The following is a 19,644-nucleotide window of genomic DNA, read 5'->3' on the forward strand; positions in this document are numbered from 1 at the left end:
TCAAGACAGACTTGCCAAAATTTGTTTTCAAAACCAAAATTCACACTTATCTAGCCTATTTTAAAACTAAAATTTGCCTTGTTAAAGTAACTCAAAGTTATTTTGCTATTATTTTTTCTTCAAAACAAAATAGCTTAAAAATAGCTACATAAAAAAAGCTGTCCTTTTCGGACAGCCCCTTTTTGTAATCATATCAATCATTTTTAGAAAGCATTTACTATGGCTAAGAAATCATCTGCCTGTAATGAAGCACCACCAATTAAGCCTCCGTCAACGTCTGGTTTAGAGAAAATTTCTTGTGCGTTATCGGGTTTAACACTTCCACCATATAAAATACTTACACTTTCTGCAATTTCAGAACCATATACTTTAGCAATTAGGGTTCTAATAAAAAGATGCATTTCTTGCGCTTGTTCTGGTGTAGCGGTTTCTCCAGTACCAATTGCCCATACAGGCTCATAAGCTAAGACAATATTTGCCCAATCTTTTTTCTCTAAATGAAACAAAGCATCTCTCAGTTGGTATTCAACAATATTAAAATGATTATTTTTCTGACGGTCTTTTAATTCTTCACCAAAGCAAAAAATAATTCTCATTTCGTGTTTTAAAGCTGTGTTCACCTTGTCGGCTAATTGCCCATCTGTTTCATGAAAATAGGCTCTTCTTTCACTATGACCTAGAATTACTGTTTTTATTGCAATGTCTGTCAACATATTGGCTGCAATTTCACCTGTAAAAGCTCCACCTTCGGCTTGGTGCATGTTTTGAGCAGCAACAGTAATTCCTTTTCCATTTACTGCATCGTTTGCCGCTTTTAAATTTACAAAAGTGGGTGCAACAATTATTTCGGTGTTAGACTCTTTTTTCTTTGCTACAATTTCATCAAGTAAAATTAATGTTTCACGATGTGTTTTATGCATTTTCCAGTTTCCTGCAACAATATGTTTTCTCATTATTTTAAAGATTTTAATGTTTCAATTAGTTTGTTATCATCGGCTTCAATGACTTTAAATAAAGCAATTTTCCCTGTTTTATCTACCACCATATATCTTGGAATCCAATCCAAGTCAATCGAATTTCCGAAAACTCCTTTCATTCCATCCAATGTTAGATAATGTTCTCCTTCAACATTATATTTTGCAATTCCTTTTGTCCAAGCGTCATAGTTTTTGTCCATAGAGATAAATAAATAGGTAGCATCTGGAAATTGCTTTTGTAAATTTTTTACTTTCGGCATACCTTTAATGCAATCAGAACACCAAGAAGCCCAAACATCTATAACAATATTTTGTCCTTCATATTTTTTTAGAATCTCTTGAAATGTGATTGACTCATTTTCTGTGGTTTTCATCACATTATTTAGTGCTTCTTGCTTGAATGCAGTTTGTTGGGCATTCGTGCAAGAAATCATTACTATAAAAATACTTAATAAACTTATTATTTTTTTCATTTTAGTTGTTTTATACAAACAAAGTTACACCTTCTAATTTTTAAAAATCTTAATTAAATGTAAAAATGAGACTTATGTTGTTTATCTAATTGTGTTCTAATATATCTTTATTGTGTAGGATCCATTAACAGTACTTCCACATAAATGGTCATCATTTTCATTGTCAGAATCTCCAATATATTCTACTATTACTTTAACATTGAAATTATAAGTCCCAATTGTTGTTGGAACACCACTAAAATAAACTCTCATACCATTATAATAGGCATCAACCCCGATAGGGAGATCACCAGTAACTTCTAAAGTATTTATGCTGTACTCACTGTTTGGGGCATTTAGCATGTTAACATCAATAAATTCCTCATAGTTTTGCGATACAATGCCATCATTGAAACCATCTTCTTCTAAAGTGGGTTCAATTTTAATTAAACAATTTACAACATCGTTACAACCTAGAGTTATAAAAAATAGCGCAAATAGCGAACATTTTATCCAATTCATTATTTTAAGTTAATTTTATCTATATCGTTAAAGTGTACTTTTTGAGTAATTATTCCTTTTTCTAGAACAACAATACTTGGATTAGCTCTTTCAATAGTTTTCAAAGTTGTTGGGTCACAAAAATAATAATCGAACGTGAGACCATATTCTTTTTTGAATTTTTCTATTGTTTCTGTATCCGAACCTGTCATTCCAATAACTAAATAGCCTTTTTCAAGCGCTTTTTTATGAAGATACTCTAATTTTTTCATCCCTTTCTCTTTAGATTTATTCAAATCATAGGTAGTGAAAATAATAACTTTAGCTTCGTCTAAAACAGAGTCGGTATAATCATTTCCGTCTTTTTCGATTGCAAAATCATGAATTGGAGGTACATATCCTTGTGTGATTAATTTGTCTTTTCTGTCTACAAATTCTGCACCCTCTGGAACCTTATTTGCCATTACATCATCATAAGGAATTTCGGTATCCACACCATTAACCTTGTAAATAAATACCATTTCATAGACACTTTTCTGCGCTCCTTCAGGTATTTCCATACCTTTTCTAATATCAGTTCCTACTTTATAGGCTCTAAAATCTATTAAAGGTAAATGTTGTAACACATAATAAGCCATAAACAAACAAAGTGAATATACTGCGAAAACAGTAAAATTCATTGGTGTTTTTCCAAATAAAGGATTAATTAGTTTTTGGTTGAAGAAAAGAACTATTATAAAAAATAATAAAACAATATCTTTAGTGAAAGACTCCCAAGGAGTTAGTTTTAAGGCATCACCAAAACACCCACAATCAGTTACTTTATTAAAATAGGCAGAATAGAAAGTTAAAAAAGTAAAGAAAACAATCATAGCTAATAAACTCCAAACAGTAAACTTAGGTTTGAAACCAATAAGTAACATTACGCCTAATACTACTTCAAAAATGACTACAAAACAGGCAATAATTAGCGCATATGGAATTAAAAATTCTAAATTTAAAACATTGGCATTGAAGTACTCTTCTAATTTGTAAGAAAATCCCATAGGATCATTCAGTTTAATTAATCCTGAAATGATAAATAATAGACCAACGAAACCACGTGAAAATTGTGTAATTATATTTTTCATAAATTTTATTCTAATTCCTCAAAAATACTTTTTTATAAAGTTTGCATTTGTAAATGATTTGTTAAGCTCTTGTTAAAGCTTATTTATTCCGATTTTCCCAGATGGATTAATGCAAAAATGGAATAGTTTATCATGTCTTGATAATTAGCATCTATTCCTTCAGAAACTAATGTTTTACCTTTGTTATCTTCAATTTGTTTAACTCGTAATAACTTTTGTAATATTAAATCGGTTAAACTGCTCACTCTCATGTCTCTCCATGCTTCACCATAATCATGGTTTTTGTCTTCCATTAACTTTTTAGTTAATTGAACTTTTTCATCATATAATTTTACGGCTTCATCAAAATTTAAATCAGGTTGTGTTGCAATTCCTTTATCAATTTGAATCAGTGCCATAATGCAGTAATTAATGATGCCAATAAATTCAGAAGATTCATCTTCGTCAATTTTTCGAATTTCATTTTCTTGTAAACTACGAATGCGTTGCGCTTTAATAAATACCTGATCGGTTAAAGAAGGCAAACGTAAAATTCTCCATGCTGTGCCATAATCATTTGTTTTTTTGGTAAACAAATCGCGACAAATTTTTATTATCGAATCGTATTGTTGTGACGTATTATTCATTATTTAGGTATCTTTGTAGTAAATTTTTTCAAAAATAAAGAATATAGTATAAAGTTTAAAGTATTGGCGATAAAGATTTGCATAAATGAGCGAAATAGTGTCATTATACTATATTATATAATTAAAAAAGAACTTGGAAATGGTACTAAACTGTAAAGGTAATTTAATTGATTTGACAACTCCTAAAGTAATGGGAATTTTAAATTGTACACCTAATTCCTTTTATGATGGTGGAAAATTCAGCAACGATAAGGAAATGCTTAATCAAGTTGAGAAAATGCTTTTAGAAGGGGCAACTTTTATAGATATTGGTGCTTATTCTTCTAAACCAGGTGCTGAATTTGTTTCTGAAGAAGAAGAACTCTCACGTTTGTTGCCTGTTTTAGAATTAATTTTAAAGCAATTTCCAGATATTTATCTGTCTATAGATACTTTTCGTAGTGCAGTTGCTAGAAAAGCAGTGGAGAATGGTGCAGCATTAATTAATGATATTTCAGCAGGATTATTAGATGATAAAATGATTGAAACTGTTGCTCAACTGCAAGTACCCTATATTATGATGCACATGAAAGGAACTCCCCAAACGATGCAATCCTTAGCTAATTATGAAGATATTGTTAAAGAAATGGTGTTTTACTTTTCAGAGAGAATAAGCCTAGCAAGAAGTTTTGGATTAAATGATATTATTATTGATCCAGGATTTGGATTTGCAAAGACTTTGGAACAAAATTATGAAGTAATGCGAAAATTGGATTATTTTTCTATTTTAGAGTTACCTCTTTTAGTAGGCATTTCAAGAAAATCGATGATATATAAACTATTTGAAAGTTCTCCTAGTGATGCCTTGAATGGAACTTCAATATTGAATACAGTTGCATTGCAAAGAGGCGCTTCGATTTTGAGAGTTCATGATGTTAAAGAAGCTATAGAATGCGTGAAAATAAATCAAAAACTTAATGCTATTAACTAAGATATTTTGCTTAAATTTAAGTAAGATTGTACCTAACCAATATTTACTATGAAAAAACTATTACTATTATTTTGTATTGTTCTTTTTGCTTCATGCAAGAAAGAAGATGTGTTGTTGCCACAGTCAAATGCTTCTGTAACAACAGAACTAACAGACCATTCTGCGATTTATATGTTCTTTAAAGAGGAAAACAAGGATACAATTGTAGATATAAATACAAAAAACTCAATAAGCACAACAAATTGGGTTTTTAATATTGATAAAAGACTGCCTCTTCGTTTAATTATTCCAGAAATTAAACAACTACAGGCAAAGAAAAAACAAGCTGCACACTCAAAAGAAGGGGCTATTAATGTGTATTCTTATGCGGATAGTATTAAGAAAAATTTAGCTTTTTTACCCTTTACAGACGTGCAATATAAATATGATAATCAATTTTCAAAATTCTTTATTAAAGAACATTCAGATTTGTATGGAACTTATAATAACTTGACGATCAATTTTAACAAAAACAATGCTATTACCGTTGATGGTAATGATGTTTCAAGAGATGAATTAGTAGATTTTATTAAAGATTTTGCTGATTTTATGAGTGATGGGAAAATAACCATTATTCATTTAAATTTTGATAAACGTTTAAGTTATGGTGAATATATACAAGACAAAATTTTAGCATGGCAACTAACATCAGATCTTATTCAACTGTCTTCTTATGAATTTATTTATGATACGGAAAGAATACCAGATTGTAATTGTAAATTATAGATATAACAAAAAAGCTTGATTCAAACGAATCAAGCTTTTTTATTTTAAATAGATTTTAGGCCTGTCTAATAACTATTTTTGAAAAAGTTTAGTAATTTGATCTAAAGTAAAAGATTTAGAAACACCTGTTATTTCGTTTGTTTTGTTTTTACACATGAACTGAACGTAAACACGGTCTAAATTTTTAGAAAAATGTAACCATACAAATTCATTAGGTAATTCTAATTTAATGTCTTGTAATGGTTGAGATAAGAAACCTTCAAATATAATATCATATAAGTTGTTGAAATCATTATTCAAATCTTTGAAACTAAATGAACGCGTAGTTATTTCTTCCTCTTTTTCAATGTTTTTATAAGTAAAAGTATATTTGTCGCCTTCATGTTGAACAAACATATCGTTTTGATTTATTGCACCTAATCTAACAATTGGTGTAGTTTCGATCACTTTTATTTGTGAAAAAGATACGCATGAAGCGAACAATGATAATACGAAGATAAATTTTTTCATAAAATTTTAAATTTAGTAAGTAGTTTTAGAGTGTTAATTTTTGTTAAAAATATACCAAAAAAAATGAATAACAAAAAAAAAGTCAATTTAATCAATATTTATTTGTTTTTTATTGATGGTGATAAGGTTCATTTCTTAATATAGTGAAGCCTCTATAGATTTGTTCAATAATGAATAAACGTACCATTTGGTGAGAAAAAGTCATTTCTGAAAGTGAAACTTTACCAACAGATTGTTTGTAAACAGTCTCACTAAATCCGTAAGGACCTCCAATTACAAAAACTAGAGTTTTAATACCAGCATTCATTTTTTTTTGCAAAAAATCTGAAAAAGCAATGCTATTAAACGTTTTTCCGTTTTCATCTAATAGAATTAAATGATCGTTTGAAGTTATTTTAGATAAAATTAATTCACCTTCTTTTTCTTTTTGCTGTGTTTCACTCAAATTTTTTACGTTTTTTACATCTGGAATAATTTCCATTTCGAACTTAACGTAAAAGTTCAAGCGCTTTGTGTATTCATCAATTAGTAATTGTAGGTTCTTATTATCTGTTTTACCTATAGTTAATAATTTAATATTCATCTTTGGTATATCAATCAAGTATCGATTGCAAAAATAGTTTTTTGATTTAATAATTACAGCAAAAAAAATAACAACTTTAAAATAAAATTTAAAGTTGTTATTCAAAAAATCGGCTAAGATGTTATTCCTTATTGTTGTTTGCTAATGTGATATTTTTTTTATTTTTTAATACAGTGGTGTCAGTTTGCGAGAGTAATGTACTATCTATAATTGGGTTTGTACATTCTGGGAATAAATTTCCTAATTGGTCAATTATAGGAATAGCGTGAATGAAATTTTTGGTTTCAGTTTTTGTACAATCCAAATACTCAGCGGTAACAGTTGCTCTAACAATTCTATTGTTGGAAGTTGCAGTAACTTTTATAGATTTGTCTAAAACAGATGCATAATCATCATAGGTTCCATCTTGTTTAAATATTGTCCAAGTATAATTTGTCCCTGCAGGATAGTTACTCTCAATAGTTAGTAATACAGTATCTTCATTTTCAGCATTGGCAACATCTTTATATTGTTCTGAAACAGAAAAAGCATAGTCACAAGACTCATTAGAGTAAATCACATTGCCAGTAAAACTTTGTTTGTGATATCCATCTTCATCAATATAGCTCAAGTCTAATTGAAATTGTCCGACAGAAATGGCTTCAATCTCAATGGTTTTTCCCATATCGGAACCATTAATTTTAATCGAAGCTATAGCGTTAGAAGCATTTGAAACTTCTTCATTAATATCCCAATCATAACAATTTCCACATTGCGCATTTGCACTAGCGGTATATATTGCTTTTTGACCTAAGGAGAGATTAAAATAACCAGTAATAGTTCCAGAATTTTTTTGCGAATATCCCATAATAGAACTCGCTATTATTAGGATTGTAGGTAATAATTTTTTCATTTTAGTTGGTTTTTTTGCTCCATTTGGGGTCTTGAGCGTTAAAACGACCTTAAAAAAAGATACTAATTTTCATCTTGAAATCTTTTAAAATTTATAATAGTGTTAAATTACAAAATTTTTGTAATATATGGGCTATTATTGTTGATTCTTTTTGGTTAATGTTAATTATATTGTAAATTTAACTATTTAATTGTTAAATAGATAGTGATTTTATTGCCTTTTTTGTTAAACTTTTGCGCGGAAAATATATAAATATTGAAATCGTATTCGCTTGTAGTTTTATATCTTTGTTTTCTAGAGTTTTTATATGAAAAAAATATATTTAGATAATGCAGCAACTACACCATTAAGAGAAGAAGTTGTTACCGAAATGACTACTATTTTGAGAGATAATTATGGAAACCCATCATCTTCTCATAGTTTTGGTAGAAGTGCAAAAACCGTTTTAGAATCGGCTAGAAAAAATATTGCAAAACAAGTTAATGCTTTTGCTTCCGAAATAATCTTCACATCAAGTGCTACCGAAGCTACCAATTGGGTTTTGAGAAGTGCTGTTAAAGATTTAGGTATAAAAAGAATAATTACATCAAAAATTGAACATCATGCCACTTTGCATACAGTAATGGTTCTTGAAAGAGAATATAATATCAGTGTTGATTATATTTCAATCCTCTCCGATGGTACTCTTGATATTCAGAAATTAGAACAATTATTAGAACAAGATATGCCAACCCTCGTTTCTTTAATGCATGTTAATAATGAAACAGGTGAAATTTTAGATATAAATAGGGTAGTGAGGCTTTGTAAAGAAAAAAATGCACTCATTCATTGCGATATGGTGCAGTCAACGGGGAAAATGATTTTCGATTTGCAAGAATTGAAGGTTGATTTCATGGTAGCAAGTGCACATAAATTTCATGGACCAAAAGGAGTGGGATTTGTTTTTATTAGAAAAAATACAATTTTGCAACCCATTATTCATGGAGGAGAGCAAGAAAAAGGTTTTAGAGCTGGAACAGAGGCTGTGCATCAAATTGTAGGAATGGCTAAAGCATTAGAACTTTCTTATCTGCATTTGGAGGAAGAAGAAAAGTATATTAGAGATTTAAAAGAATATTGTATTTCACAATTAAAAATGGTTTTTCCAGAAGTGAAAATAATAGGAAATACAACGCTCTATAATATTATGAATGTTATTTTGCCTATGGAAAGTAGCAAAATTGGAATGCTATTGTTTTCTTTAGATATTAAAGGAATTGCAGTTTCTAGAGGAAGTGCTTGCCAAAGTGGAAGTAGTAAACCTTCACATGTTTTAGGTGAGTTTTTAACGGTTGAAGACCAACAGAAGCCAAACGTTAGAATTTCGTTTAGTCATTTTAATACCAAAGAAGATATTGATGGTTTGGTTCAAGCTTTGAAAGAACTGTAAAAAAATAACCACATAGTAATTTGAACGTTTACTATGTGGCTATGTATTTAATTTCGTCTGTAATAGGTAACTAAAGACGCTTTTTCGATAGTATTTTGCCATAAATAAAAACCAACTATTGCAGGATTAGTGTTCGCATCCAGTGGTAGTTTATCTGTTTTTAGGGCATAAATAGTAATTATATATTGGTGAATTCCATGACCTTTTGGTGGACAAGGACCTCCAAAACCTTTCATTCCATAGTCGGTTATACTTTGAATGGCTTCCTTTGGCATTAAGCTTAAACTTGTATTTCCAGCATTTGTCACCAACTCATTAATATGACTTGGAATATTAAAGACAACCCAATGCCAAAACCCGCTTCCTGTTGGAGCATCAGGATCATACATAGTAATAGCAAAACTTTTAGTGTCTTTTGGAGCATTAGCCCAACTTAATTGAGGTGATGCATTTTCTCCTTCACATCCAAAACCGTTAAACTCTTGTTTTTTTGTGGATTGACCCCCTAAATCAGTACTTTTAAGAGTAAATGTTTGACTGTAAAAAGTTTGAAAACTTAGGAGTAATACTGTTGCTAAAAAAAGATTTTTTTTCATATACTTTCATTTTTAAATTCATTACAAATTTATAATTTATGCTATAGATTTGATGTTGAATAAAGTTCAGAAAGTGTTGCTAAAAGTTCAATTTATTGGATTTTATATTTCTTTGGAGTAATGCCAAATTTCTTCTTGAAAGATTGTGTGAAACTCGATAAACTTTTGAACCCATATTCAAAATATATTTCGCTTGGGTTTTTGTTTTCAAACTTAAGCGAATAGGCAGATTTTTCAAGTTTCTGTTCTTGAATCCATTTATTTGGCGTGGTGTTATAGGTTTTAAAGAAATTCCTTTTGAAAGTAGAAAGACTCATATTGCACAGAAAGGCAAATTCTTCCAGTTTTAATTCGGAAAAGAGATTATTCTCTATGATATTTTTAAACTGATTATTCTTTTGAATAGTAAATAATTGTGATAGCTTTAGTTTTTTGTTATTTAACAAGTAGAGAAGTAGTTCTTCTGTTTTAAAGTTAATAATTTCGTTAGAAGCGTCTTTTCTTGAAATAATTTCTTGAAAAGACTCAAGATAATAATTTATAAAATCATCAAACGGTAAGGTAATAAAGGCGTTGTCATATTTGTATTCTTTAGAAAAAAAAGAATTTGACTGATGTTTTGAAATAAAACTTTCTAAAAAAGAATTGCTAATGAAAATTAGAAAACTACTGTATTTTTCATTGGTTGAGCAACGTTCTGTCATTAAACAGTTACCAGATTTTGCTAAAATATAGTGCTTTTCGGGAACAGATTGAGAAGTGTTGTAATGCATCAACTCCTTTTTCCCTTCAATTACAAAGCTAATTAAATGATGCGTTAAAGAGATTTTCTCTTTTGTTGCGTTTGTTTTGCTTTCATATTTTTTAATATAAACATCAGGTAAATGTTCGGTATGATCTATAAAATAACGAGGTAATTCCAAAGCTTTAATTTATTTATCATGTAAAATTAACGATAAAAAATGTTTTTAAAAGTTCAAAATATTAATTTGAATTATTAAAACTAATTTTTCGTGGTGATTTTTGCAGAGAGTAGAAGCTCCTTATTTCTGGTTTAAAATATCAAATTTTAAGTGTTTATTTGTTTTGAGTATTCTCTTTTACAATACTATTTCGTTAAAAGGAAAGGTTATCCCTGTTCTTAACGAGTAGGATAGTACTACGTTGGTAAAAGGATTTTTACTCTTCAAGGTTAGGTAAAATATATTCTTTAAAAATCTCCTCTGGTTGCTGTGTTTTCCCATTTCTATAATTTCCAGATGTAATAACCACAACTATTTTCTTACTAGGGATAACAAAAATATATTGTCCACCAGCACCTCTGGCTTCAATTGATTCTATTTGTTTTCCGTTTATTTGATATTTGTGGTGCCACCATAAATAGCCATAACCGTTTTTGTCGGGCACATTATCTAAATTGCGATAATTTTTAAATGAATTTTCAACCCATTTTTTAGATAAAATACGTTTGGATTTCCAATTTCCTTTATTGAGATACATTTCCCCAAATTTCAACATATCCTTTGGTGTGAGGTACATTCCTCCTCCAAAATAGGGTTTTCCTTTTAAGTCTGTTTGTAGGATATAATGCGAGATTTCAAGTTTTTGAAAAAGGTATTTGTCCATAAACAATTCCAAGGGTTCAGAAACCACAGAATCCATTGCAATGCCAAGTAAAAAGGGATTTGCCGAACCATAATTTGCGAATGTATTGGGTTCGTTTATCATTTTCGCTTTCAGAATCGTTTCTGTCCAATCTTTAGTTGGTTGGTAATTATTTTCAGCCGCCAACGATTTGCGCGCTCTGGTGTAATCATCTGCATCTAGTCCAGAACTCATTGTTAAAAGACTCTGAATGTCTATTTTTGATTTTAAAGTGTCTTTTAGGATTTGATATTCATTCGGTAAAAAGTCGAAAATAGATTGCTCAACATTTGCAAATAATGATTTATCTCTTGCAATTCCAACGATTGCAGATGAAATACTTTTTGATGCTGATCGCATATCGTGTGGGATATTTGCGTTGTAACCATCAAAATAATTTTCGTAAACTATTTTTCCTTTTTTTGAAATTAGAACAGAATGTGTGTTTGGTAATGAATCTTTTGAAATCAAAGATTCCATTTTAGTAAGTTGTAAAACAGACACTTTATTCTCGTTTTGGAAACCACCAATTTCCCAGTCGGTTATTGATTTTTTGAGTGTTACTTCTGTAATTAATTCTTTTCCAAGAAAGATTCCTAGCAGAATACTATTGGGTAGTAATTTCCCTTTAAATTGTAATCCAGTTTTAAAATCGGTAAACGAAATGGAATCATTTTCTTTTTGAAAATCGTCGCACCAAGTCCCTGTAAATCTATTGTCACCAAAAATGGGATATGCTTGATAATTGTTATCTGCTCCATTTTCAATACTTAAATAAAAATTGAGCGATTTTAACTCATCAATCATTAATAGATTCCAAGTTCCTATAAAAGTGTTTTTGTAGGCTTGAGTTAACTTTAAATGATAAAGAAGCATTCCAGATTTTATAAATCCATTAATAGTTTTACCATTTTCGGATAATTGCCCTTTAAAAGAGTGATTTTTAGCAAAAGGTATTGCTACTATTGAAGTGCTTTTTGATTCAAAAGGATAATCGATTATATTTTGATTGTTAGAAATTTTGAATTTGGCATTTTCAAGTCCTAAATTTTCTATTTCTACCTGTAAGCTGAAGGTCTTAGTGTTTTCTATTTTTCCTTCCCAACCCTTTGTATATTCTGCCATATTTTGGGCATAGGTTGAAAATGAATAAAAAAGAAAGAGTAGTACTAAGACGTTTTTAATTCTCATTTTTGATTAATTTGTGATATGTTACAAAGATGAGATTAAAAAACGGCATAAAATTGTATAGAATTAACGTTGCGAAATATTCTTCAAAAGTTTAGATGGTGTTGTTTTGTAGATTCGCTTAAAGTTTGTAATGAAATGACTTTGGTCGTAAAAACCACATTGATAACAAATTTCTGTGAGTGAATATTTATTAGACGTAAGCAAACAAAGCGCTTTGTTCAATTTGATCAATCGAATATAATTGCCTAGACTAGTTCCAAAATACCGATTAAATTCTCTAGATAGATGAACGGGGTGAATTTCTAGTTTTGAACTTAAATTTTTTAAGGAATGATCTGTTTGTTCTTCAATCAACAATTCTTTTAGTTGGTTTACCCAAGTAGGCTTTCTTGAATTATGATTGTTTTTTTTAGTTAGCGAATTAAATATTTGAATCAAATTACTCTCAATGCTTACATTTGAATATATGTCATTAATTTTAGTTTCAATAAATATCTGATTCATTACGTTTTTTATTATCGGATTCTTTAGATTCATACTCCCTTCAAAAGCTGTCATTTGAATATCAAATGTCGAAAACCAATTTTCATTTAGTTCAATATGGAAACCTCTTGTAAATTCTGGCGGTTTTATATTGTAGTGTGCGTCTTGCCAATTATGAAACAGTAAACTTCCAGGCTCTAAATAATAGGATTCCTTTTTGTTAGATTCAAAGAGTTTCCCTTGAAGTAGATAGGTGAAATAGGGATTTTCGTGATAATGCCAATCAACTTTACTATGAGTATATTCTGTATCGGTAATTATTATATTTTCAAAAGTGGATTTTTGGTAATGCTTTCCGTAAAATTCGCCTGTTTTTAGTTTCTTCATTCTTATTTTTAGCCTGTTGCTAACGTCAGTTTGTCTAAAAAACTCCTTTTTATTAATTTAGATTCTATTGTAAAGTAAAAATAGCAGTTTTAAGCTACACTAAAAAACTTTTCGATGGCTTTTCTAAAGGTAGATATGGAATGGGTAAGCCTGTCCTGGGCTCAACCACATTTTACTTCACTTTTAGTTTTTGTGTTTTTGTGTTTTTGTGTTCAATGATTATAATTCATTGTTCGTGCTTCGTACGTAACGCAATCTTAGCTGTTAACGGCAACTTTTTATGCTTCAAAATTATAAATATCCCCGAATTCATTGTTGCATTTACGGTAAAAATTTTTCGGTATGCCATTTCTAAGATCTACTTTAGTTGTTTCTTTTTTGTCGCAATCACTATCAGTATTTTCAAATATTAAGAAACCATTATCAAGTTTTGTTGGCAAATCACTTGAACTTGTTACATAATAGTTGCCTAAATATTGATTTTTGTCATTAAAAATTAATATTCTACTAGTTGCTCTTCCAGAAATACCCCAATACCACACGGAATTCATTATTTTGTAAACTTTACCATTCTTGGTTGTAACAATTCCTAAGTATTTTAAGCTAGTTTCGGTTTCTCCTTTTTCGTTCCATTTTCCAAACGTAAATTCTTTTCCAATTATGTTTTTTCTCAAAACTTCAAGTCTAATATTAGAGTCATCTATTTGTCCAAATGAAATATTTGACAAAAAGAATAGGAAGAATGTGACTTTTAGTTTCATATTAAGTTTTGTTTGAGTAAAGTTGCCTAACGGTCTTCTATAACCGTCAGTTACGGGTTAAATATACCAAAAATTTCGGTTTGACACTGATCTTAGCAATTTCGAGTGAATTCGGACGTAGTCGAATCTGCCGTAATTGCGGTTATAGATTGTGCTTGTTGCACAACTATCATTTTAGAAAAAACATAAAATTATTCAATATTACCAATTTGTAAATCATTGATTATTAATACCTTTTAAAGAGCTTACTTTTTTAAAAGTAATGAATTTCCTGAGATTATTAGTTGTGCGACAGCCACCCTTGTTAATGCCAGTACGTCTGGTCTATATTGGTTTGTGAAATTCTTTGGTCTCGGGTTTGTTTTTACTTAGATATGTCATTAGTTCGTTTAAGTCAGAGTCATTTAAGAGTTTTTTGTCTATTAAAACTGCGGAAGAAAAAGTAGAATCCTTAAGTAAAAGAATGAAGTTATCGATAACCATATAACTTGTGATAATAGTCCATTTATATTCATATTTAACAACCTCGCTGTCTAGCCGAATAAACTCATCGGTGATAGTCATTATTTGTTTGTTGGAAATGCTAAAATGTCTCTTTGCAGTTGCGTGTAGGTCGGAGATAAATTTATATTTGTCCGTTTTCAGTTGTCTTAGATTTGCGAGTATTCCAAGTAAATACGCTATTCCAATACCAAGTCCTAAATGAAAATTAAAATATGTTACGTTAGGTTCAACCCCAGATTTCCAGCTCCAGTCATTAAACGTTACGATGTCATAAGTTATTAAGCTAATTGCAATAGCGCAATGAATCAATGCTGTCCGTATTGCTTTTTTGTGATGTGCAGTCAAGATTAAATTGTTTGACTGAATATATTTTAGGGACGAATTGTCGTCCGAAATTGTAATGTTCATTTTTGTTTATTTGTTCGTCTGTATTGCCACTAACGTCAGTTTGTCTTAAAACATTCGTTTTATTAATTTAGATTCTATTGTAAAGTAAAAATAGCAGTTTTAAGCTACACAAAAAATTTTTCGATGGCTTTTCTAAGGTGGATATGGAATAGTTGAGCTTGTCCAGAGCTTGTAGAAAGGCTCGGTGGTGTTTAAAATGAAGAGCTAATTTTTTATTTGTATTTCATGATAACACTTCGCTAAATTGAGAGGATCTCTCTGCTATTTTCTAATGGTAAAGTCTGCTCGATTGGTAATAATTCTATTTTTTATTTTTTTTCCATTCAGTATGAGATAAAATCTCAGTTAATGTATAGGTTATTTGGCTTTCCTTAAATACTCTTGTGTATTTGTAAAGCCCAATTCCTTTCGCATAATAGCTAGTTTGTGTAAAATCAAAATCATCTCTTTGATTATTCAGCTTTTTTACATAAGAAATTTTAAACTTATCATTAAATTTAATTGCTGGGATTTTTCTTTTTTCAAATTCTATTGTTAAACTCTCACCACTAAATTTTCTTCTTCTTGTTGTTTCAATATCATACCCAGGATAAGTTTTATTTTCGTTTTTAAATTTCCAAATAATCTCTTCTCCTTTCCTTAAATTCCAAAGAAAAACACATTCACTTTCCATAACGGCTGGTGAATTAAATTTATTACCGTTTTTAGCATGTTGAATTTCAATATATTCTTTAACAAATGCTCCTTCGTTGTTTATTTCTTCTTTGATAACTTCAATATGATTTAAGTTACCTAAAGAATCCTTTGCATATGAATCGGTTAATAGATAAGTTTTATTATTATCTTTTATTAAACTTAAAACCCAAAACAATTCATCTTTTTTCTTATTATCGGGTAAAAAATGGTAAACTTTTGAAGTCTTAAGATTTTCAAATGGATAGTAATATGATTTGATTTTTTTATGTTTAGTATTAAAAGTTTCTTCGTTAACTCCTAAATATATTGAAAGTAATGATGGAATAATTATTAAAAAAAATAAGAAAATTCGTTTTTGAGTCATTTTTGATTAAATTCTTCTATAACGTCAGTTTGTTTAAAAACCGTCGTTTCATTAATTTAGATTCTATTGTAAAGTAAAAATAGCAGTTTTAAATACACTAAAAAATTTTTCGATGTCTTTTCTAAAGGTAGATATGGAATGGGTGAGCCTGTCCTGAGTTTGTAGAAAAGCTCGGTGGTGTATGAAATGAAGTGCTAATTTTTCATTGGTATTTCATGATGACGCTTCGCTAAATTGAGAGACTCACCCTGTTAATTTCTAGCAGGACAGTCTACGCGATTGCGATTGTTAGCCGATCTTATATCGGCAAATTCAGAAGTAAGCCAATAAAACCTCTACACTTCAATAAATCAAAATTTCAAGTATAAGTTTTCAAATATTCAAAGGAAAGTGAAGTTAAATATGTTATTAACATTTTAATGTTTGATATGGTACCCATCAAATCATTCCAAAAAAATAGTAAACCCCGTTTTCAAGGCTTTTTGCTCAAAAAACGGGGTTAAATTCAGAAGTAAGGAAGCTTCAAACCTTTATTTTATTGATAAATTTTATTCGTGAATGTGCCTATATCTTCCGTCATTGTCAAATCGTTGTATTTCTGTGTTTTAACTGACATTTTTTTAGTTTCATTTTTCTGTTTGTCTGGCTTGTGTGTTGGCTGTTTTAAAAATTTTAGAGGGAAGGGATTTTAAAAAATAATTTTTTCTTCGAGGGCAAAGGTGGAAGTTTTTTTGCAATTTTGGGTTTGAGCGAATTGCAAATGTGCTTACACCTGTGGGCTGACTTAGATTAATTCTTCTATTGCTGATTTCCATATTATAAAACCTTTTTTGTTGTCTGAATAATCGTGTATAATTCTTGTAAAGTTGTTAGGATTATTTTCTAAAAATGTCTGTCTTCCTTTTTCTCTAATAATGTTAAGTTGGTTGTCAATTTGTTTTACTTCTTCAATTAGAGACGCTTTGTTTTTTTGAGTATGCCAAATATATGTTGCTTCTTCTGTGTCCAAGGTTTCCAAAACAACAAAATAATTTTGTTCTCCTGAAAGCAGAAATACGAATGAAAATGGGTTCAAAACAAAACGAATTTTCATTACTTGACTTTCGTGTCTGTCTGCTAAATATTGAATTTGCTGTGAATGTTTGTATTGCTTGTTTTTGAGAATTTCATTCATCAACTCCTCTGCATTAGAATAAATTTTTCCCTGCTCTTGTAATTCATCAGATGTCAGGATGTTTTGTTTTTTTGATGCGATTTGCCTTAACAAACTTTTATTTAAGAATTGAAATTTCACACCCTCAACGACTTCTTTATTTATATGGTCAATATCAGTTGATAGTGCTAATTGAGAAACCAATTTTCCGTTTTCAAACTCGGCGAATAGTTCTATAGTAATCTTCTTCGATTTTAATGTTTTGATGAAATAGTGTTTTAATACCTCAAACTCAGGTCTTATTTCAATGTTTTCAATTTGGAATGCAAGTGTGGTGTTCATTTCATCTATAGTATATTCAAATGTGACACTTCCATAATGAAACTCCAATTCTTCAATTGGAACTTTGATTGTTTTTTCAATATTTACAATTTTATTTGAAGAAATGATTTCTTCCTTTGGTTCATCAAATAAAGTTGCTTGCTTGTTAATTTTTCGATAATAAGTATTGCGTTTCAGGAAAAGCTTATTGAGATATTCAACTCTATAATCTCTGTAGTCATAAATAGTAGGGTTTATTTCCGAGCGTTGCACTCTGCCTATATATTGAATTAGTTTGCCTTCAAAAGAAAATGGATAGACCAAAAATAAACAGTTTATATTTTGTAAATCTGTTCCTTCACCAAAATATTGTCCTGTGGTAATTAAAACCTGAAAATTACCTTCTTCTAATGTTTTCCATTTAGATTTTTTAGAATTTTCTGAATCTTCCCCGCTGAGAGTAATGGTTTCATACGATTGTTTTAAAAACAAATATAGGGTATTAATATGCTCTTTTCGTTCGGTAATGATAACTATCTTTTTTCCTTGATTTAGTTCTTTTTTTACATCTTCTAAAATAACTTTGTTTCGGATGGTGTCGTGAACCAAAATTTTTGATAATGTTTCAAAACTGTCTGTCTTGGAGTTATATGGAACATCTAATTCTGTGTTTCGGATAATGATTTTAGCCTGCTTATAATTCTCAATTTCCGTTGGTTTAATATTGGTAATGATTTCTCCTAAATGGGTGAAAATCATTTTTCCATCACTGTATTTGCGGAAAGGAGTAGCAGTCAATCCATACAAATAATATGCTTGTAATTTTTCAATTGAATTTCTGAATGTTTCGGCAGGAACGTGATGACATTCATCCACAATGATAGTTCCGAATTGATTTTGAACAGATTCTATTTGTTTTAGCAAACTTTGAATTGTTGCTACTGTGATTTGTTTTCCGATTTTTGATTTTCCTTGTCCAATAACCCCAATATCTCTTTTTGGAATACCCAAAAAAGCTTCAATCCGTTCTGCCCATTGCTCTAGCAATTGTTTTCGATGTACAAGAATAAGCGCAGGTTGTCTTTTATTCGCAATTATTTTTAGGCCAATAACTGTTTTTCCTGAACCAGGTGGGGCAACTATTACTCCGAAATCTTTTTTAGAAACAGTTTCAATTACATCTAGTTGATGATTTCGCAAAGCTGCATTGAACGCAAAAGGAATAGATACTTTTAGTTTTCTTTCATCAACAAACTCAAATTCGATTTGTGATTCCTTGCAAAAGCGTAAAAGCTTTCCGATAAAACCTCTTGGAATGAAAATTTCACTTTCCGTTTCCTCAACTAATTTAAAATATCGTGCTGTTTCAAATGTATTTCTACCTGATTTCTTTTTGACAAAAAACTCAGAGTTAGCAAAATTCAATTCTTCTTTCAGAAAATTGATCAATGTGGGTGTTAATCCAATTCGGGTTAGTCTTATATTATTGTTTAAAGAAATGCTGAGTTTGCCGTTTTTTATTACCGAAATATTAGGTTCAATACCTGATTTCAATGTTTGTACTGATGGTTTTAAAGCATCATATAGTTCGTCTAAATGATTTGTGGAAACTCTTTTGATATTTTTCAGGAAGTCCCATTGGTCAGTGATAGGTTTAAATGATTCAGGATTGATAAAACAGTTATTCCCTTTTTCAAAAGTTGGTTTAAAAAGTGGCAATGCAATCAGATTCCCGAAACCTTTTCCTGAAAGAAAATCTTGATTTGGAAACAATCTGTCAAAACTTGAACTTTTGTCAAACATTGAAAAAACACCCGATTGTTCTAAAATCGAAATGAATATTTTTCGACTTCTTATGGCAGGATAAGGTTTGTCAAAAAATATCCAAACGTGTCCGCCATTTCCTGAACGGGAACGCTCCAAGTAGGCAGGAATTGCCTTTTCTTTACAAGCGTTTAGAAAAGTAATAGCTTCATTTTGCCAATTGGTTTTGTCAAAATCAGCTGCTAAAAACCAAGTGGTATTGTCTTGCAGTAAGGGATAAATTCCAATATGATGAAAACCTTCCAAATGCTTTTGGATTTGTTCATTTGTAAGTTTCAAATAAGACTTTTCAGTAAAATTCTGAAATGTTCCACCATTCATTTTATGTGCCCGAAAACGATATGGGTCATAAAAATAGGCTGGTATATAACCCGATTTGTTTTCTTTTTCCCAACGAACAGCAAACACATCTTCTCGTCCTTTGAAGAGGGAGCGGAAAAGAGTTATATTATTGAAATTATTTTCAATCATTACTTT

General features: G+C 30.0%; 19 protein-coding genes. 3 read left to right on the forward strand and 16 right to left on the reverse strand.

Annotation, left to right across the window (positions count from 1 at the left end; genetic code table 11):
• Window positions 1-203: 203 nt before the first annotated feature.
• The 5 genes from tpiA to ACZ49Z_RS14550 all read right to left on the reverse strand — a co-directional run bounded on the left by tpiA (window position 204) and on the right by ACZ49Z_RS14550 (window position 3,686).
• Window positions 204-953, reverse strand: coding sequence for a triose-phosphate isomerase (gene tpiA / locus ACZ49Z_RS14530; RefSeq protein ID WP_464305023.1), 750 nt, complete (start codon window positions 951-953; stop codon window positions 204-206).
• A complete protein-coding gene (locus ACZ49Z_RS14535; protein WP_464305024.1) occupies window positions 953-1,450 on the reverse strand; it encodes a TlpA family protein disulfide reductase in 498 nt (165 codons plus the stop codon). The genes tpiA and ACZ49Z_RS14535 overlap by 1 nt, the downstream gene beginning before the upstream one ends.
• A 96-nt stretch (window positions 1,451-1,546) precedes the next feature.
• A complete protein-coding gene (locus ACZ49Z_RS14540; protein WP_464305025.1) occupies window positions 1,547-1,951 on the reverse strand; it encodes a hypothetical protein in 405 nt (134 codons plus the stop codon).
• Entirely contained in the window at window positions 1,951-3,060 is a 1,110-nt protein-coding gene (locus ACZ49Z_RS14545; RefSeq protein WP_464305026.1) for a BT_3928 family protein, read from the reverse strand. Before ACZ49Z_RS14545 ends, ACZ49Z_RS14540 begins: the two co-directional genes overlap by 1 nt.
• Before the next feature lie 83 nt (window positions 3,061-3,143).
• Window positions 3,144-3,686: a DUF1599 domain-containing protein gene (locus ACZ49Z_RS14550; RefSeq protein ID WP_464305027.1), complete on the reverse strand. Its 543-nt coding sequence runs from the start codon at window positions 3,684-3,686 to the stop codon at window positions 3,144-3,146.
• 139 nt (window positions 3,687-3,825) lie between these two features.
• Between ACZ49Z_RS14550 and folP the strand changes: the two genes are divergently transcribed.
• Window positions 3,826-4,656, forward strand: coding sequence for a dihydropteroate synthase (gene folP / locus ACZ49Z_RS14555; protein WP_464305028.1), 831 nt, complete (start codon window positions 3,826-3,828; stop codon window positions 4,654-4,656).
• Between the two features lie 48 nt (window positions 4,657-4,704).
• A complete protein-coding gene (locus ACZ49Z_RS14560; protein ID WP_464305029.1) occupies window positions 4,705-5,421 on the forward strand; it encodes an ExbD/TolR family protein in 717 nt (238 codons plus the stop codon).
• Between the two features lie 72 nt (window positions 5,422-5,493).
• Here ACZ49Z_RS14560 and ACZ49Z_RS14565 read toward each other — a convergent pair whose 3' ends face one another.
• The 3 genes from ACZ49Z_RS14565 to ACZ49Z_RS14575 all read right to left on the reverse strand — a co-directional run bounded on the left by ACZ49Z_RS14565 (window position 5,494) and on the right by ACZ49Z_RS14575 (window position 7,406).
• The gene (locus tag ACZ49Z_RS14565; protein WP_464305030.1) at window positions 5,494-5,931 is read right to left on the reverse strand and encodes a hypothetical protein; all 438 of its coding nucleotides are present in this window, start codon (window positions 5,929-5,931) and stop codon (window positions 5,494-5,496) included.
• A 109-nt stretch (window positions 5,932-6,040) separates the two neighbouring features.
• Window positions 6,041-6,514 (reverse strand): 23S rRNA (pseudouridine(1915)-N(3))-methyltransferase RlmH, encoded by a 474-nt coding sequence (gene rlmH, locus ACZ49Z_RS14570; RefSeq protein ID WP_464305031.1) that lies wholly within the window; start codon window positions 6,512-6,514, stop codon window positions 6,041-6,043.
• Window positions 6,515-6,635: 121 nt separating this feature from the next.
• Window positions 6,636-7,406 carry a hypothetical protein gene (locus ACZ49Z_RS14575; protein ID WP_464305032.1) on the reverse strand — a complete coding sequence of 257 codons (771 nt, stop codon included), beginning with the start codon at window positions 7,404-7,406 and terminating at the stop codon, window positions 6,636-6,638.
• A 307-nt stretch (window positions 7,407-7,713) separates the two neighbouring features.
• Here ACZ49Z_RS14575 and ACZ49Z_RS14580 point away from each other — a divergent pair, with 307 nt between their 5' ends.
• Window positions 7,714-8,835: a cysteine desulfurase family protein gene (locus ACZ49Z_RS14580; protein ID WP_464305033.1), complete on the forward strand. Its 1,122-nt coding sequence runs from the start codon at window positions 7,714-7,716 to the stop codon at window positions 8,833-8,835.
• A gap of 47 nt (window positions 8,836-8,882) precedes the next feature.
• Here ACZ49Z_RS14580 and ACZ49Z_RS14585 read toward each other — a convergent pair whose 3' ends face one another.
• The 8 genes from ACZ49Z_RS14585 to ACZ49Z_RS14620 all read right to left on the reverse strand — a co-directional run bounded on the left by ACZ49Z_RS14585 (window position 8,883) and on the right by ACZ49Z_RS14620 (window position 19,638).
• Window positions 8,883-9,431 (reverse strand): YbhB/YbcL family Raf kinase inhibitor-like protein, encoded by a 549-nt coding sequence (locus tag ACZ49Z_RS14585; protein ID WP_464305034.1) that lies wholly within the window; start codon window positions 9,429-9,431, stop codon window positions 8,883-8,885.
• A 92-nt stretch (window positions 9,432-9,523) separates the two neighbouring features.
• Window positions 9,524-10,354 (reverse strand): helix-turn-helix domain-containing protein, encoded by an 831-nt coding sequence (locus tag ACZ49Z_RS14590; protein ID WP_464305035.1) that lies wholly within the window; start codon window positions 10,352-10,354, stop codon window positions 9,524-9,526.
• Between the two features lie 256 nt (window positions 10,355-10,610).
• Entirely contained in the window at window positions 10,611-12,266 is a 1,656-nt protein-coding gene (locus tag ACZ49Z_RS14595; protein ID WP_464305036.1) for a serine hydrolase domain-containing protein, read from the reverse strand.
• A gap of 63 nt (window positions 12,267-12,329) precedes the next feature.
• Window positions 12,330-13,136, reverse strand: coding sequence for a helix-turn-helix domain-containing protein (locus ACZ49Z_RS14600; RefSeq protein WP_464305037.1), 807 nt, complete (start codon window positions 13,134-13,136; stop codon window positions 12,330-12,332).
• Window positions 13,137-13,414: 278 nt separating this feature from the next.
• Window positions 13,415-13,897 carry a hypothetical protein gene (locus tag ACZ49Z_RS14605; protein WP_464305038.1) on the reverse strand — a complete coding sequence of 161 codons (483 nt, stop codon included), beginning with the start codon at window positions 13,895-13,897 and terminating at the stop codon, window positions 13,415-13,417.
• A gap of 324 nt (window positions 13,898-14,221) precedes the next feature.
• Window positions 14,222-14,809: a hypothetical protein gene (locus tag ACZ49Z_RS14610; protein ID WP_464305039.1), complete on the reverse strand. Its 588-nt coding sequence runs from the start codon at window positions 14,807-14,809 to the stop codon at window positions 14,222-14,224.
• A 301-nt stretch (window positions 14,810-15,110) separates the two neighbouring features.
• Window positions 15,111-15,869 (reverse strand): hypothetical protein, encoded by a 759-nt coding sequence (locus tag ACZ49Z_RS14615; protein WP_464305040.1) that lies wholly within the window; start codon window positions 15,867-15,869, stop codon window positions 15,111-15,113.
• A gap of 784 nt (window positions 15,870-16,653) precedes the next feature.
• Window positions 16,654-19,638 (reverse strand): TOTE conflict system archaeo-eukaryotic primase domain-containing protein, encoded by a 2,985-nt coding sequence (locus ACZ49Z_RS14620; RefSeq protein WP_464305041.1) that lies wholly within the window; start codon window positions 19,636-19,638, stop codon window positions 16,654-16,656.
• Window positions 19,639-19,644: the final 6 nt, after the last annotated feature.

Source organism: Flavobacterium sp. KY-23415 (assembly GCF_055384985.1).

Bases quoted from the DNA above. Each gene is read 5' to 3' on its own strand.
- ACZ49Z_RS14550 (WP_464305027.1), bottom strand. From the start codon at position 3,686: ATGAATAATACGTCACAACAATACGATTCGATAATAAAAATTTGTCGC.
- ACZ49Z_RS14535 (WP_464305024.1), bottom strand. From the start codon at position 1,450: ATGAAAAAAATAATAAGTTTATTAAGTATTTTTATAGTAATGATTTCT.
- folP (WP_464305028.1), top strand. From the start codon at position 3,826: ATGGTACTAAACTGTAAAGGTAATTTAATTGATTTGACAACTCCTAAA.
- ACZ49Z_RS14560 (WP_464305029.1), top strand. From the start codon at position 4,705: ATGAAAAAACTATTACTATTATTTTGTATTGTTCTTTTTGCTTCATGC.
- ACZ49Z_RS14580 (WP_464305033.1), top strand. From the start codon at position 7,714: ATGAAAAAAATATATTTAGATAATGCAGCAACTACACCATTAAGAGAA.
- ACZ49Z_RS14615 (WP_464305040.1), bottom strand. From the start codon at position 15,869: ATGACTCAAAAACGAATTTTCTTATTTTTTTTAATAATTATTCCATCA.
- ACZ49Z_RS14620 (WP_464305041.1), bottom strand. From the start codon at position 19,638: ATGATTGAAAATAATTTCAATAATATAACTCTTTTCCGCTCCCTCTTC.
- tpiA (WP_464305023.1), bottom strand. From the start codon at position 953: ATGAGAAAACATATTGTTGCAGGAAACTGGAAAATGCATAAAACACAT.
- ACZ49Z_RS14585 (WP_464305034.1), bottom strand. From the start codon at position 9,431: ATGAAAAAAAATCTTTTTTTAGCAACAGTATTACTCCTAAGTTTTCAA.
- ACZ49Z_RS14610 (WP_464305039.1), bottom strand. From the start codon at position 14,809: ATGAACATTACAATTTCGGACGACAATTCGTCCCTAAAATATATTCAG.
- ACZ49Z_RS14595 (WP_464305036.1), bottom strand. From the start codon at position 12,266: ATGAGAATTAAAAACGTCTTAGTACTACTCTTTCTTTTTTATTCATTT.
- rlmH (WP_464305031.1), bottom strand. From the start codon at position 6,514: ATGAATATTAAATTATTAACTATAGGTAAAACAGATAATAAGAACCTA.
- ACZ49Z_RS14575 (WP_464305032.1), bottom strand. From the start codon at position 7,406: ATGAAAAAATTATTACCTACAATCCTAATAATAGCGAGTTCTATTATG.
- ACZ49Z_RS14545 (WP_464305026.1), bottom strand. From the start codon at position 3,060: ATGAAAAATATAATTACACAATTTTCACGTGGTTTCGTTGGTCTATTA.
- ACZ49Z_RS14565 (WP_464305030.1), bottom strand. From the start codon at position 5,931: ATGAAAAAATTTATCTTCGTATTATCATTGTTCGCTTCATGCGTATCT.
- ACZ49Z_RS14600 (WP_464305037.1), bottom strand. From the start codon at position 13,136: ATGAAGAAACTAAAAACAGGCGAATTTTACGGAAAGCATTACCAAAAA.
- ACZ49Z_RS14605 (WP_464305038.1), bottom strand. From the start codon at position 13,897: ATGAAACTAAAAGTCACATTCTTCCTATTCTTTTTGTCAAATATTTCA.
- ACZ49Z_RS14540 (WP_464305025.1), bottom strand. From the start codon at position 1,951: ATGAATTGGATAAAATGTTCGCTATTTGCGCTATTTTTTATAACTCTA.